Origin of the sequence: Klebsiella sp. CN_Kp104, from assembly GCF_040064515.1 — a bacterium.
Classification (GTDB): Bacteria; Pseudomonadota; Gammaproteobacteria; order Enterobacterales; family Enterobacteriaceae; genus Klebsiella; species Klebsiella aerogenes.
On record NZ_JBEAII010000029.1, the window covers coordinates 155538 to 170829 of the forward strand.

The 15292-nt window shown below is 55.4% G+C and carries 14 protein-coding genes; 3 read left to right on the top strand and 11 right to left on the bottom strand.

Going from position 1 to position 15292, the window contains the following annotated elements; genetic code table 11:
- Positions 1–11: 11 nt before the first annotated feature.
- Positions 12–1292: an oligosaccharide MFS transporter gene (locus tag ABLU80_RS15685; RefSeq protein WP_015369698.1), complete on the bottom strand. Its 1281-nt coding sequence runs from the start codon at positions 1290–1292 to the stop codon at positions 12–14.
- Positions 1289–3127: a DUF2264 domain-containing protein gene (locus tag ABLU80_RS15690; protein WP_348850164.1), complete on the bottom strand. Its 1839-nt coding sequence runs from the start codon at positions 3125–3127 to the stop codon at positions 1289–1291. The genes ABLU80_RS15685 and ABLU80_RS15690 overlap by 4 nt, the downstream gene beginning before the upstream one ends.
- A gap of 229 nt (positions 3128–3356) precedes the next feature.
- On the opposite strand from ABLU80_RS15690, the gene ABLU80_RS15695 reads away from it, so the two are divergent.
- Complete coding sequence (locus ABLU80_RS15695) at positions 3357–4211, top strand: AraC family transcriptional regulator (RefSeq protein ID WP_047065659.1); 855 nt, start codon at positions 3357–3359, stop codon at positions 4209–4211.
- A gap of 1 nt (position 4212) precedes the next feature.
- On the opposite strand, the gene ABLU80_RS15700 is transcribed toward ABLU80_RS15695, so the two are convergent.
- From ABLU80_RS15700 to ABLU80_RS15715, 4 genes are all read right to left on the bottom strand, one after another.
- On the bottom strand, positions 4213–5622 hold the full coding sequence (locus ABLU80_RS15700; RefSeq protein WP_047042982.1) for a cytosine permease: 1410 nt from the start codon (positions 5620–5622) through the stop codon (positions 4213–4215).
- A gap of 344 nt (positions 5623–5966) precedes the next feature.
- Entirely contained in the window at positions 5967–6362 is a 396-nt protein-coding gene (locus tag ABLU80_RS15705) for a YidB family protein (RefSeq protein ID WP_049060911.1), read from the bottom strand.
- Between the two features lie 44 nt (positions 6363–6406).
- Entirely contained in the window at positions 6407–6856 is a 450-nt protein-coding gene (gene lysM / locus ABLU80_RS15710) for a peptidoglycan-binding protein LysM (protein WP_015369692.1), read from the bottom strand.
- A 54-nt stretch (positions 6857–6910) separates the two neighbouring features.
- Positions 6911–7807 (bottom strand): LysR family transcriptional regulator, encoded by an 897-nt coding sequence (locus ABLU80_RS15715; RefSeq protein WP_032712524.1) that lies wholly within the window; start codon positions 7805–7807, stop codon positions 6911–6913.
- 98 nt (positions 7808–7905) lie between these two features.
- Between ABLU80_RS15715 and ABLU80_RS15720 the strand changes: the two genes are divergently transcribed.
- Positions 7906–8508 (top strand): short chain dehydrogenase, encoded by a 603-nt coding sequence (locus tag ABLU80_RS15720; protein WP_049061496.1) that lies wholly within the window; start codon positions 7906–7908, stop codon positions 8506–8508.
- A 549-nt stretch (positions 8509–9057) separates the two neighbouring features.
- Positions 9058–10461 (top strand): cytosine permease, encoded by a 1404-nt coding sequence (locus ABLU80_RS15725; RefSeq protein WP_063447600.1) that lies wholly within the window; start codon positions 9058–9060, stop codon positions 10459–10461.
- 41 nt (positions 10462–10502) lie between these two features.
- Here ABLU80_RS15725 and argE read toward each other — a convergent pair whose 3' ends face one another.
- From argE to ABLU80_RS15750, 5 genes are all read right to left on the bottom strand, one after another.
- Positions 10503–11651, bottom strand: a complete 1149-nt coding sequence (gene argE, locus ABLU80_RS15730; RefSeq protein ID WP_348850166.1) for an acetylornithine deacetylase — start codon at positions 11649–11651, stop codon at positions 10503–10505.
- The gene (locus tag ABLU80_RS15735) at positions 11644–12318 is read right to left on the bottom strand and encodes a DUF1028 domain-containing protein (RefSeq protein WP_348850167.1); all 675 of its coding nucleotides are present in this window, start codon (positions 12316–12318) and stop codon (positions 11644–11646) included. Before ABLU80_RS15735 ends, argE begins: the two co-directional genes overlap by 8 nt.
- A gap of 9 nt (positions 12319–12327) precedes the next feature.
- Positions 12328–12750: a RidA family protein gene (locus ABLU80_RS15740; protein ID WP_047042999.1), complete on the bottom strand. Its 423-nt coding sequence runs from the start codon at positions 12748–12750 to the stop codon at positions 12328–12330.
- Between the two features lie 28 nt (positions 12751–12778).
- Complete coding sequence (locus ABLU80_RS15745) at positions 12779–14044, bottom strand: NAD(P)/FAD-dependent oxidoreductase (RefSeq protein ID WP_348850168.1); 1266 nt, start codon at positions 14042–14044, stop codon at positions 12779–12781.
- 310 nt (positions 14045–14354) lie between these two features.
- Positions 14355–15284, bottom strand: a complete 930-nt coding sequence (locus ABLU80_RS15750) for a LysR substrate-binding domain-containing protein (RefSeq protein ID WP_015703484.1) — start codon at positions 15282–15284, stop codon at positions 14355–14357.
- Positions 15285–15292 lie beyond the last annotated feature (8 nt).

The window sequence follows — 15292 nt, forward strand, 5'->3', positions numbered from 1 at the left end:
CAACTCCTGAATTAATGTTTGGCCGGTTCAACCGAGGCGGTATCTAAAGCCGGAGTAAAGGGTCGTGAGGCATCGCGCTTCGACTGGCAGCGCGATAGCGTAAAAGCGGAAATCAGCGTAAACGTCAGGGCGCAGCAGCCCATCAGCAGATAGGTATGCTCAAAGCCGATTTTGTCGTACAGGTAACCCGCCGGCGGCGCGACCACAATCGATCCGACGTAAATCATTGCCTGGTAACCCAGCAGGTACATCGTGGCGTTAACCCGACGATGGAAGTGTTCGGCGATGTATTTGAAAACTGAAATCAGCAGCAGCGCGATCTCAACACCGTAAAAAGGTTTGATAATGGAGATGACAATCGGGTCGTTGGTCAAGCCGGAGGCAATCAGCCGCGCCCCCACCACGCAGCCGCAGAACAGCAGGCCGCGCTTGGCGCCATAATGGTTCACCAGCCACGGGATAAACATCATCATCACGAACTCCATCCCCGACTGGACGGTACTGAGATAGCCGTACCAGGCGTTGCCCTGCTCTTTGGTGGCAAAGAACGAGACGAAATAGCGCGGGAACTGCTGCTCGGCGATGAACATCATCCACGCGACTCCGGCGACGTAGAGGCTGAACATCCAGAATTTGCGATTTTTCAGCAGCATCAACACATCGGCAAAGACGATCTTATTCGCGGAAATGACGTTGTTATTGCGCAGCTGTTCATCACCAATTTTGAGGCTAATCAGCACCAGCAGCATCAGTACCGAGGTGCCGCTGCTGAGCAAAAAGTTAGCCAGCGGCGTGAAGTTAAACAGCAGTCCGGAGACCGAAGCCGCCATCGCCCAGCCCAGCGAACCCCACATTCTGATACGGCCAAACTCCAGCCCGTACAGACGGCTAAAGCGGTCGGCATAAGATTCGGAAGCCGCCACCCCGGCGTACCAGCCAAGGCTCAAATACAGCGCGCCGATGATAATCCCCAGCGTCGCGTGGCTTTGCAGCAGCGGCTGGTACACCAGCGCGAAGAACGGCGCCATCAGCGCGGAAATGGCGCAGACAAAATAGAGCAGCCACTTGCTCATGCCGATTTTGTCCATGATGTAGCCGTACACCGGTTTCAGGACCACCGCGAAAACGCCATTAATGGCGAACACGCTGCCGATGGTAATGCTATCGAGACCTACCTTCTGGCTCAGCCACAGCGCGTACAGGCCAAAGCTGGATGACCAGGTGAAAAAATAGAGAAAAATAAAGGTACTCATTTTGTACTGCGCGGCGCGTACGGACGATGATGTGCTCATAGCGATGCCTCCGGGGCCAGAACGAGCGTCGTTTCTTGTCGTGCCGTCACGAAGCGTACCGCGTCATCGCTAATGAAGGCCTGTGGGCAGTGTTGCGGTTCGAAGTCGGCGGCATTCCCCGCCCATACCGCGCTTACCAGGCAATGCGTCCCCGCATCAAGCTCGCCGCGCAGCACTGGCACCGCCGCGCGTTCGGCGAACAACAGATTGCTGTTCGGCGGCGTCAGTACCGTCTCGCCACGGCGGGCGTGCGGATGTAAACAGAAAATTGCCGAGATATCGCGGGCGTTGCGTAAGCAGCTGGCGCCGTCACGCTCCTGCGCCTGCGGCAGCGGACGGTTCGCCAGGCTAAAGCCGCCTTCCGCGCAATCCAGCGCGCGCTGGGTAGTTATGCGATGGACGCGCAGCTGCCAGTCGCCCAGCGCCAGTAGCCAGCTATCAATCACCACGTCACGCCATGGCAGCCAGCGGCTGTAAATGGTGCCATCAGCGGTGACCACCTGCTGGCATTCGCGGCGGCCGCGCCAGTAATTATCCTTTTCGGCCAGCAGCAGCATCGAATCGGGGGCGGCATGGTTCAACCCGTAGCGCCCCCGCTCAATGGTGAAACCAAAGCGGGTGGAGTAGGCAAATTTGCAGTATTTCGCTTCGGTATTAACGAAGTTGTTCAGCTCCAGCTGGCCGGAAGTTAGCATCCACAGGTGATCGGCCTGATGTACCAGCACCTGATCCGCATGGGCTATTGTGTGCTGCGCGGGCAGCGGCGGCAGCGGCAACTCAGCCGCCTGCCAGAAGGCGTCGCCCTCGCCTAACGCCAGCACCAGCATGGTTTTCAGCCCCCAGTATGGTGAACCCGGCGCGTTGTAATCTTCCGCCATCGCCAGGTTCGGGTAGGTGTAGCCAACGCTCAGTACGCCGTCGCGGTCGAACATCGGCTGCTTCAGCCACCAGCGCAGGTGGCGCAACACGATGCCTTTCATCACGCCCGGCGAAAAGACTTCCAGCCCGGCGAAGGCCGCCGCGCTCCAGAACGCCGCTTCGGCAAAGCGATAGGTCAGACTACGGCCGAACGGGATCGCCGCGCCGTCATCGGCAAAGAAATGGATGAAGTCAGAGGAGAAACGCGCGGCCCGCTGACGCAGTTCCACACAGCGCTGCGGATCGACATCGGCCATCAGCTTCGCGTAAATCAGGCCATAGAAATGGAAGCCCATCGAGATGTAATAGTCGCGCGGGCGGCCCGGACCATCCGAATACCAGCCATCGCCGAGGTAATAACGTTCCATGGCGGCAAAATGATCTTCCAGCGCCTGCGGATTGGTCGGCATTCCGCAATAATGAAAGCCAACCTGTACCAGAATCGGAAAGAAGTGCCAGTTATTATCCGGGATATCCTGGGTCTCGCACTGCTTTAACCAGCGCCATAAGTTCTCTTTTTCCGCAGCAGTGAAGTGCGCCAGTACGGTTTCGCCCGCCAGCGCCAGCAATAGTCCGTAAGCCGCCATCTCGACAATGCGTTGATCGTAAGGCGCGACTTCGCCCCAATAATCGGCATGCTGCGGATTGGTGCCGTTTTTTATCGCCTGTAAATAGAAGGAGAAATGCTGCGGCTCGCTGCCACCAGCCAACAGCGGCGTCACGCCCCACAGCAGACGGGAAAAGGTTTCCATGCTCGCGACCTGCTGGCCGTAGTGAGCGGTGAAGTTCGCTAAATCAATGCGGCTGGCGTCGTTTTTAAAATAAGGCGCTACCGCATTCAGCATTTCATTGACCAGCCGTAGCACCTCTTCCCGGCTTGTCAGTGGGTTATCCAGATGAATATTTTCAGGTTGCACAGGGTCCTCCCGTATAACACGAGGGTAGAGGTAAGTTATTGTTATTAAGCTTTTATCAAGCCACGTGTGCGACGTCTGGATGAAGAGTAACCGCTTTTATTCCCGGCGCTGAGTGAGCAGACTCACAAAATTAAACCGCCATTTCATTTTTGCTGGATTTTGTCGACCGCGCGGAGGATAAATTGCAAATGATGGCGTAAAAATTTAAATCTGTTGTCCTGGAGGCAAAATGGGCGAAGCGCAACTGCTGGAACGTATTACGCTCGATCGGCAGGCCATTTCGTTTAATCGCATGTACACCACCAGCGTGCTTTACTACCACTGGCATCAATGCGTTGAATTGCTTTATATTTCCAGCGGCTATGGCATCGTGGTGGTGGATAACCAGCACTACACCGCCCGTCCGGGGCGATTATTTATCTTCCCGCCCTTCCGTTTGCACAAAGTGCAGGTCGATCATAGCGATAAAAATCCTTATCACCGCACCACCATGCACATTGAGCAGTCGGTCGTCGAGAGCGCGCTCAGCGCTTTCCCGCGCCATCAGGCCCAGTTCGCGGCGCTGGCCGCCAGCAATCTGCCGGCGCAAATTTACGACCTCAGCGAGCACGCGGCATTTATCGAAAGGATCCTTGAACAGTTTCAGCGTCTGGAGGATAACGAGCAGACCACCGCCTGTGAGGTGGCGTTTTTGATGATGCAGCTAATGACGTTTCTACCCGAGCAGCCGCAACGCTACCCGCCGCGCCAGCAGACCGTCGCCTCGCGGATTATGAACTGGATCGAAGCCCACTATGCCAGCAAGTTTTCCCTTGACCAGCTGGCTTGCGACCTCGGACTTTCGCGCAGCTACACCTCGCGGGTTTTTCGTCAGCAGACCGGCGGCAATATCCATGAATATTTGCTCACCCGGCGAATAAAACGCAGTTGCGATCTGCTACGTAATAGCGATGAGAGCGTTGATGCCATCGCAGTGGCGGTGGGATTTGGCGAGGTGACCTACTTCATTACCTGTTTTAAAAAGATGATGCGCCAGACGCCGCTGCAGTACCGTAAGGCCAGCCAGCGGCGCTCCGCTTTATAACTTAATCCATCGCCTGCTTGAGGCCAACCTGACGGCGACGCCAGGCGCTATCGCGGCTCGCCAGCCAGTAGTACAACGGCGAGGTCACCAGCAGGCCGACCAGCCAGGAGAGATCGGCGCCGTTAAACCACGCCGAGACCGGGCCAACGTACAGCGGGGTATTCATAAACGGGATCTGCACCAGGATGCCAATGGCGTAGGCCAGCAGTGCGTGCGGGTTATAACGACCATAGATACCGCCATCCACCTGAAATATCGAGTTAATATCGTAGTTGCCCTTGTGAATGGCGTAGAAGTCGATCAGGTTAATCGCGGTCCACGGCACCAGCACCACCAGCAGGGCCAGAACCAGATCGATAAAGTGGCTGATAAAGTCCGCCGAGGCGAAGATCGCCGCCGCCACGCAGCAAATAAGCACGATGACCGACAGCAGCGCACGACTACGACTGCCGGGGATCCAGCGCCACAGGAAGGTTTGCACCAGGGTTATCACCGACATCACCGCGCCATACAGATTAAGCGCGTTATGGCTGATGACGCTCAGCAGGAACAGCACCAGCATCAACGGGCCTATCGCGCCGGTCGCCAGCTTTACCGCATCCATGGTTTCCAGCCCCACCGGCGTTGCCAGCACCGCTACCGCGCCAAAAATAAACGACAGGCTGGAACCGAGCGTCGAGCCAAGGTAGGTGGTCCAGAACGTCGCGGCGACGGGCACATCCGCCGGCAGGTAGCGCGAATAATCAGAAACATACGGGGCGAAGGCAATCTGCCACAGCGCCGCCAGCGACACGGTGGCCAGCCAGCCCGAGAAGGAAAACCCGCCGCGAGTTAAGAAATCGGCGGTATGCAGATGAGTGAAGATGTAGCCAAAGCCGACCATAATGCCAATGCCCAGCACCCAGGTGCCGATCCGGTTGAGAATATGAATACATCGGTAGCCGATGATGCCAATCACGCAGGATCCCACCGCGCCGATCGCAATCCCCACCGGTAGCGGAACCGCGGGAGCGATGCCGTGCAGCGACTGCCCGGCCAGCACGATGTTCGAGGCAAAGAAACCGACGTACATCACCCCGGCGATCGCCACCACCAGCAGCGAACCAAAAGATCCAAACTGCGCGCGGCTCTGGATCATCTGCGGGATCCCCATCTGCGGCCCTTGCGCCGAGTGCAGCGCCATCAGCGCCCCGCCGACCAGATGGCCGACTAAAATCGCAGCGATCCCCCACAGCAGATTCAGGTGAAAGATCTGTACTCCCAGGGCGCCTGTAACGATCGGCAGCGGCGCGATGTTGCCGCCAAACCACAGGGTAAAGAGATCGCGGGTTTTACCGTGGCGATCTTCTGGCGGAATATAGCCAATGGTGTGCTTCTCAATAAGCGGCGGCGATGATTCTTTGGTCGGCATAGCATTCTCCAAAGTCAGGAACCATTAATAATGGTTGTGATGTGCAGGTGTTTTTATGTTTTGGAGATAATGCGCATTATTTAGCGAAAGGGTAAATTACTTTGTTTATGGCTACAGGAAATAAAAAAACTAATTAGCCAGGCAGAAAGCCGATAAATATCATAAAATTTTATCATAACCGTTCCGGTAAGATAAAATAATGATATTTTCAACGCAGCGGTAAATTGTCAATTAGGAATACAGAATAAATAATCGTGATGAGATGAATTTATGGCTGATAATAAAATACGGGCCGCTATTCAGGCCCGTATTATGTGATAAGTTAAAACTCAAACGGCTAGCGCTTAACTAAAAAACTTACCTTTCAGTAGATTAAGTCCTGCGGAGACCAGGTCGCCCTGGGCCGGCGCTTCGCCCTGCGGCGACAGGCCATCGACGATTTTTGGCAGGTATTCCGCAATCAGCGATGAGGCGGTTTGCGAATCAACGCCCAGTTTGGCGCCGAGTTCCTGCAGGGCAGGCGAGCCGAATACCGAGGTAATCTGATCGCTGTTCACCGACATATTACTCTGCTGGCTAAGCCACGACTCGACGATTTCACCTAAGCCGCCGCTGCGGAATTTTTCCAGGATTCCCTGGATACCGCCCTGCTGTTCAATCCAGGTCATGATCGCCTGAAGTTGTTCAGCTTTGCCAGCCTGCCCGCCAAGCACGCCGCCGATTTGATCTAATAATCCCATTACAATCTCCATCAAAACGTTGCTATTAATCCCTGATTCACGGCTTACTTCGCCGGGATAATCAGCACCTGCCCCGGATAGATCTTATCGGGATGCTTCAGCATCGGTTTATTGGCTTCAAAAATACGCTGATAGTCATTGGCGGAGCCATACATCGCTTTTGAGATGGCGCTGAGGGTATCACCGGATTTAACCGTATAGTAACGGCTTTCTGCCCCGCTCTGCGTCACAGTAACGCTATCGTTGACCTGGCCAATCCCGGTTACGTTACCTACCGCCACCAGAATTTTTTCCTTATCTTCCTGTGAACCGACATCGCCCGTTACCGTCGCGGTACCATCGTCCGCTACGGCAATATTGACCTTTTCGGCACCAGGCAGGTTAAGACTATCAATATGTTTTTTCAGCTTGTCGGCCTGATCTTCCTTGCTGGAGCCCGACACGGCATCCCAGATCTTCTCGCCCGCTTCTTTCACAAAACTTAATAATCCCATCTATCCATACCTCCATTACTGTTTCACGATGAATGCTTTCATCAGACACGATAATCATAGCTTATAAATACCGTTCACTTCCTTTAACAAATGCTCGACGAAACGGGTAAGTTTCGGTAAGGGGCGCAGATCCTGGCGCCACAGCAGGTGTATCGGCCTCGGTTCCGGCGTGTAATTTTGCAAAATACGCACCAGTCGGCCATTGGCTAAATCTTCCGCCAGCAGCACTTCCGGCTGCAATAACAGCCCGGCGCCGGCCACCGCCGCCATACGCAGCGCGTAGCCATCGTTGCAGCGCAGTACCGCGTCGCGCTTCCAGCGCACCTCTTCCGCAGCGCCCGGCAGCCGCCACTCGTTGCGCGCGGTCCATACCGTATGCGAAAGACACTGATGTCCGGCTAAATCAGCGGGCGTCTGCGGCGTGCCGTGGCGCGCCAGATAATCCGGCGCCGCGCAGATCGCCATACGATAGGGAGCGAGATACTTCGCCACCAGATCGGTACGCTGGATGTCACCGATACGAATCGCCAGATCGATTCCCTCATCCACCAGGTCCACCATGCGGTTCGTCAAATCAAGCTCGACGCGTACCTCCGGCCAGGCCTGCAGAAAGGAGGCGGTCAGCGGCGCGATAATGCTGGCGCCGAAAGAAACCGGCGCGCTCACCCGTAGCGTACCGGCAGGGGCCAGCCGTAACCGTTCAACCGAACGCTCGGCATTCGCCACCTGCTCCAGTACCCGCCGCGCCTCGTCAAAATAGACTCGCCCGGCATCGGTCAGGCTTTGCCGACGGGTATTTCGCTCCAGCAGGCGGGTGCCGAGCTGGCCTTCAATTAAGGCGATATATTTGCCGACCATCACCGCCGACATCTCAAGGCGCGTCGCCGCGCCGGTAAAACTGCCGCACTCTACCACCGCGACAAACGTCTCCATTCCACGCAGCTTATCCATATTGCAAACCTCTGGTTAGTAATCATCTAACTTTTAGCCAGTTTATCCGACAATCGATTAATTAAAGAATAGAGGCTCACTTCACTGAGGAGTTTGCGATGAAAATTATCGTTATTGGCGCCAGCGGTACCGTTGGCCGCGCGGTTGCGGAAGAACTGAGCCGCCAGCATGAAGTTATCCGCGTTGGCCGCACCCACGGCGACGAGCAGGTTGATATTACCTCGCAGCACAGCGTGCAGGCGTTGTTCGAGAAAGTTGGCCCGGTCGATGCCATTGTCTCAGCAGCCGGCAGCTTATACTTTGGCCCGCTAAGCACGATGACCGACCGCGATTTTGACCAGGGACTGCAGGATAAACTGTTGGGGCAGATTCGCCTCGCCCTCACCGGCCAGCATTATCTTAACGATGGCGGCTCCATCACCCTTATCAGCGGCATCGTCGCCGATGAACCGATCGCTCAAGGGGTGAATGCCACCACCGTCAATGCCGGGCTGGCAGGTTTCGTTCGCGCCGCCGCCTGCGAATTACCGCGCGGGATCCGCATTAACCTGATAAGCCCCACCGTGCTCAGTGAGTCTGTCGAGACCTATGATGGTTTCTTCCCCGGTTTCGCCAGCGTACCGGCCGCAGCGGTGGCGCAGGCCTATCGCCGCAGCGTCGAAGGGATCCAAAGCGGGCGGGTTTATAAAGTCGGTTATTAATTATTTTCGGGCAGGATGTCGTATTCCTGCCCTTATATTAAATATCTGTTGGTTATTGTGAAGCGCCTCGCATAACGCACTTCACCCTGTTATTTGTGCGCCTTTAGGATACACAACACGATAATACTAATGTCATGATGTATCAGCTAATTATTTTATTTCTCCATTATTTTATCGGGCCAATCATCTATCTCACTAAACCATAATAAAAACAGGGAATTGTTATTTCTCTCTACGGTTCATCATTCTAACCCCCTCGCAATATGGCAGAGTTTTATCTGCCCGATAAAAAACCATCAGCGGGTTTGCCAGTAAAAAATTAAGCACAAAGCATAAAACTCTAAAAATAGCGCAACGCACAAATGCAGCGTTTTTCCAGCGCCGGGTAAAGCATTTTTTTTATATCCAGCACCGATATTTTTTGTCATTTCGCAAATGATACGGAGTTGTAAAAATGGTGAATGAAATGTTGTGATGAGTAGATTAGCTGTACTCCTCATTGAAATATCACTCTTACGCTGATGAAGACCAAAATAATGAGAGAGCACCATGACAAAACATCAATCTGTTAATGTCGAGAATCTTGAAAGTAATACCATCAGACCTATCCCCTTAAATATGCGCCACGGCAAACCAGGCGATCTTTTTACCATTTGGTTTGGCTCCAACATTATGCTGTTAACGGTCATCACCGGCGCGATGTCGGTGACGATTTTCCACCTTTCCTTTTTATGGTCAGTGATTGCGCTATTTATCGGCAGCCTGGTCGGCGGGCTCTTTATGGCGCTGCATTCGGCGCAGGGGCCAAAACTCGGGGTACCGCAAATGGTCCAGACCAAGGGGCAATTTGGCTCCTATGGTTCGGTACTGGTGGTCTCCATCGTCGTACTGATGTATATCGGCTTTACCGCCTCCAGTCTGGTGCTTGGCGGGCAGTCGATGCACGCGATTTATCAGCCGATGAACTCGGACATTGGGATTATCGTGGTTGGCGCGCTAAGCCTGTTCGCCACCATCTTTGGCTATAAGATCATCCACTCCTACGCGCGGATCATGTCGTGGATTTCAGGCATTGTACTGGCGGCAACCTTCGTGTGGATTGTCTTCATCCATGGCCTGCCGGGCGACTTTGTCGACCGCGGCGGCTTCAACATCGTCGGCTTTCTCGGTGCCGTCTCTATCGCCGCGCTCTGGCAGCTGGCCTATGCGCCGTATGTCTCTGACTATTCCCGCTATATGCCCTACAGCACCAACGATAAAAGCGTCTTTTACGCCAGCTATTTTGGCTGCATTCTCGGCTCCTATCTGCCGATGGTGCTCGGGGTGCTGGTGGCGATTTGTATCGGTAATGACGATATCATTCAAGGGATTATGGATCTGACCGGCAGCATGGGGGCGATAGTGATTATCGTACTGGCGCTGGGGATCGCCGCCACCAACTCGATGATGCTGTACTGCGGCGTACTCTGTACCCTGACCCTCGGCCAGACTTTTATCGACGGCTGGTCGCCGATGGCGCGGGCACGCATTATCACCGCTATTTTGACCATGCTGCTGGAGATATTCCTCGCTATCTATGGCCAGGAAAATTTCCTGCTAATCTACACCAACTTTATTACCGTGCTGTTGTATGTGCTGGTGCCGTGGACGGCGATTAATCTGGTCGATTATTATTTAGTGGCCCACGGCGAATATCACGTTGAATCGTTCTTTAAACGCGATGGCGGTATTTACGGTTACTTTAATGCAACGGCGATATCCTGCTATATCCTCGGTATTCTGGTCGAAGTACCGTTTATGTCGACCTCAATTTATACCGGGCCAATCGCCCTCTCCTTTGGCGGCGCGGATCTCTCCTGGATTGTGGGTTTATTGGTGGTCTCGCCGGTCTATTATTATTTCTCGAAAGCGAAGAGTGTTAAAAGCATGGCTTTTGCAAAAGAGAAGGTTTAAGGCCTACAAGAAAGCGCGCCCCCTACGCCGCGCGCCGGCGGTTAAGCTGACATCCAGCGGCAGAGATTTTTCAACATCTGCTCGCACTTTTCCAACTGCGCCTCGCTAACAAACTCATCCGCCTTATGCCCCTGCTCCATGCTCCCCGGGCCACAAACAAGCGTGGCCACGCCGGCCTCATCAAACAATCCGCCTTCGGTGCCAAAAGCGACCGTTGAAAAATCCTCGCATTCGGCCCACTGCGCCAGCCAGCCGGCGAACGCCGACTGCGGGTCGCTCAACAGGCCGGGATACTGGCTGAGCGGTTGAAAGGTAATAGCCGATCCCGCCGCCGTCGCGCGCATTTTTGGCAGCAGTTCGCCTTCGGCATACGCCTGCAGCGAGGACAGGGTGTCATCGAGCGAAACATCCGGTAAATGGCGAATTTCAAAATCGAACTGACAGTGCTGAGGTACAATATTCAACGCCGCGCCACCCTTAATCACCCCCACCTGCAGGGTGCTGAAAGGCGGATCGAAACGCGTATCCTGGCGAAGCGCAAGCTGCTCGCCCAGCTCATCCAGGCGGCCAATCAGCTTTGCAGCCCAGGCAATCGCATTCACGCCATCGGGCGCGTAAGCGGAGTGGCAAGCGTGGCCGTGAACATCGCAGCGCATCGCCAGCTTCCCCTTGTGACCATAGACCGGGCGCATCTCCGTCGGCTCGCCGATAATGCACATCGCCGGTTTCTCTGTAGACGCCTGCAGATGGGCGACCAGGCTGCGTACGCCAAGACATCCCACCTCTTCATCGTAGGAAAAAGCCAGGTGCAGCGGCATGCGTAACGGTTGGGCGAGAAAATCAGGAATGGCGGCCAGTACGCAGGCGAGAAAGCCTTTCATATCGGCACTACCGCGGCCGTAGCAGCGGCCATCGCGTTGCGTGAGGGCAAAAGGGGGAACCGTCCATGGCTGGCCGTCAACCGGCACCACATCGGTATGGCCGGAGAGCATAACGCCGCCGGGCCCCGCAGGGCCCAGTCGTGCATAAAGATTAGCTTTTCTCCCTTGCGCATCATAAAAGCGCTGCGTTTCGATTGCGAAGCCGTGGAGATAATCGGCAATATCGTCGATCATCGCCAGGTTCGATTCGCGGCTGGTGGTGTCAAACGCCAGCAGCCGCGCCAGAATATCCTGTAATCGACTATTCATCACCGGGTACTCCGTAACTGGGAGCCTCCCGCGGGTCGAGGGCGCGCGTGACATAGGCCTGCATTTGCGGTTCATAGGCCTGCCACAGCGCCGCCAGCTCGCCAATCGGGTCCGTTTCACTCCAGTCGACGCGCAGATCCACCAGCGGCCAGGAGTAATCATCCACCACTTTCACCGCCGCCGAATGGACCGGCCCGGCCTCGCCGCCCTGGGCGACGCCAGCCTGCAGCGCGGCAACCAGCCGCGTCGCCAGCTCGCCTTCGGTTTGCGAAAACGTTGCCGCCATCGAGGCAATCACCTCTTCCGACGCCAGCATATTACCGCCGGCAATACAGTTATCGCCCTGCACAACATGCCAGGTCCCCAGCGTTTTATCGCCGCTGAACCACGCGGTCTGGCCGCTGGCGTCGATGGCGATAATCTGCCGATAGCGGCTAAAGTCGTCTTCCGCCAGCGCCCGACGCATCGCTTTCTCCGCCGTCAGCCCCTGCTCCATCTGCGCCAGAGTGAGTTGCCCCAGCGCCGGTAAGGTAATGTTCTGGCTCGATACCGCCCCTACCCCCGCCTGCAGCCACGGACAGCGGGCGCCGACGGCAATGCTTGAAGAACTAATCGCGATACCAAACTGCCCGCTTTCCGGGCAGCGTGCGGCAATCGAAAATGTCATCCTGCCTCCTTATTTCGCCGCGTCATCAGGGATGACGGCAATAACATCGATCTCCATTAGCCACTGCGGCTGCGCCAGCGCGGAAATGACCAGTCCGGTGGAGATCGGGAACACGCCTTTTAACCACTTGCCTACCTCTTGATAGACCGGTTCGCGATAGCGCGGGTCGATAATATAGGTGGTCGTTTTCACGATATGCGACAGGTCGCTCCCCGCCTCTTCCAGCAGCTGTTTGACGTTTTTCATCGCCTGTTCCGCCTGCGCCCGCGGGTCGCCAAGGCCTACCAGATTGCCTTCAAAATCCGTCCCTACCTGGCCGCGAACGTAGACGGTATTACCGGCGCGTACCGCCTGACATAAGTCATTGTCCAGCGTCTGATTAGGGTATGTCTCTTTGGTATTGAACATCCGAATACGAGTATGGGTAGGCATAAGGGTTATCCTGTTCAGTAAGTCATGATTAACGCTGGCTGGCGTCTTTGTACTGGCTGTATTTACGGCGGGTGGCGATATGGTCGGCGATATGCTTCGCGTCGTGCCAGACGCCCCAGATAAAGGTTGATCCCCGGCGCGATAACCACGGCAGGCCGAGGAAGTAGACGCCCGGTTCGCTGGAGACGCCGCGCTGATGCTGAGGACGGCCCTGTTCGTTGAAAGCGTTGACGTTGAGCCAGCTGTAGTCCACCGCATAGCCGGTAGCCCAGATAATGGTGTTAATCCCCGCCTGCACCAGATCGAGCGAGAGGATCGGCGACGTCATGCAGTCCGGGTCCGCTAAGAATTGCCGTGCGGCGGGCTCTTCCGGTAAATCCAGGCCATTGGCGGCGATGTAAGCATCGGCGGCATCCAGCAGCGCCAGATAGTTTTCATCGCCGAGGCGAATGTTTTCGACGAGATTATTTTTAAAGGAGACGGTTCCCCCGGCGAAGGATTCGGTGAGACCAACCAGCGTGATACCACGATGCGCCAGCTCGCGGAAATCAACCGTGTGGCCGCCGTGCGCGCCGCTAACCGCGATGGTGACGTGCTCTTTACCGGGTTCGCTGGCCGGGGCATCCCACAGGCCTAATACCCCCAGCCACCAGCAGAAATCCCGGTTACGATAGGCACGCGGCGGGCGATCATGGGCGCCGACCGACAGATAAACCTTGCGGCCCGCGCGCTGCAGTTCATCGGCGATTTGCACGCCGGACGAGCCCGCGCCCACCACCAGCACCGCGCCTTCCGGCAGTTGCTGCGGGTTGTAATATTTCGCCGAATGAATTTGATGGATGGCGCTGTCGCGCGGAGCGATCGGCGGGATAACCGGCTTCTGGAACGGCCCGGTCGCCGCGACAATATTCAGCGCTTCAATCACGCCGTCGGTGGTTTCAATGGTAAACCCCGGACGCCCGTGGTTACGCACCGCACTTTTGACTTCCACGCCGGTACGGACCGGAAGATTAAACTCGCGCACATAATCAACAAAGTATTGCGCAACATCATCCTTGGCAATAAAGGCATCGGGGTCGCCACCTTTAAACTCCATGCCCGGAAAACGGTCATGCCACGCCGGGCCGTTCGCCACCAGCGAATCCCAGCGGCCGGTACGCCAGGCTTCGGCAATGCGATTCTTTTCCACGACCAGATGCGAAATACCCTGTTTGCTCAGGTGCTCGCTCATGGCGATACCGGCCTGCCCCCCGCCAACAACCAGCGTCTCGATTTGTATTTTTTCTACGGTCATAAATATGTCCTTCGGTGATGTTCTGCTCATGACCGAGGTTAATAAACCGTTATGCACAGGTAAATTATTATAAATTTAGCACCTGAGAATAAAATAATGATGCAGCGGATTCGCCCCGCCGCCAGGCCATTTCCGCCACGCTAATACGCAGTATTTATTTTTCAGGCATGAGATTTTGAAAGGAAAAACAACCATGACTTTCGAGGCTCATAAAAATATCGTCAGAGCTTCGTTTTTTTATAGGCAATAAAACGCAGAAAATACCACATGAATATATTTACCCGCGCTAATCGCGGGTAAATTTTCTCATTCAGGCGACTTTCACTTCTTGCTGCGGCGGGCTCAACACCGCATTGCGGCAATATTCCATAAACAGTTTGGTGGGTTTAGTCGGTTCACTACTGCGCAGGTGCGCCATTACCAGCGCCGAATTCGCCATCTCATCCTGAATTTCCACACAGCGTACCTGCTGGCCGTCATAGGTCATGTCGTTCACCGGGCGCGTCACCAGCACCGAGAAGCCCAGCCCCTGGCCGACCATGCAGCGCACCATCTCAATCGAAGGCGAACTGTAGGCCACCTGCGGGTTGTAGCCCTTATCTTTGAAAATGCTGATGAAGTAGTTTTTGCTTGGCACCACATCCAACAGGATCATTGGCAGATTGCTCAGCTCGGACAGCCGTACGGCGTGCCGCTGGGCCAGTGGGTGGTCCGCCGGTAGCAACGCATAGGGTTTCTGCGGCGCGTTGAGGCTCTCGGTATAAATCGAGGTATCCAGTTCGAGGTCGTAGAGAAAAGCCAGGTCAAAACGCCCGCGGTGCAGACCGTGAGCAATCTCGTGCTGCTCGCCGTCGTAAATTTTAATGGTGATTTCGGGATAAATTTTCTTAAACCCGGCCATCAACGACGGCATATACAGCGGCGCGGCGGTCTCAAAACAACCGATGGAAATAATTCCGGAGACCAGCTCATTATCGGCTTTCGAGTTTTGTTCAAATTGATAAGAGAGCCGCAGCAGTTCTTTGGCTTTTTCATAAAAACGCTGCCCGCTCGGGGTCATTGATACCCCCTGGGCGTGGTGGCGAATAAAAAACTGCTGCTCAAACATATCTTCCAGCGTCTTCACGGCGATGGAAATTGACGGCTGCGCGATATGCAGCTGACGTGAGGCTTCAGCAATACTTTCCGCCTCGACGACGGCAACAAAGTATTTGAGCTGTTTCAGGGTGAAATGGGGCATGTGATACC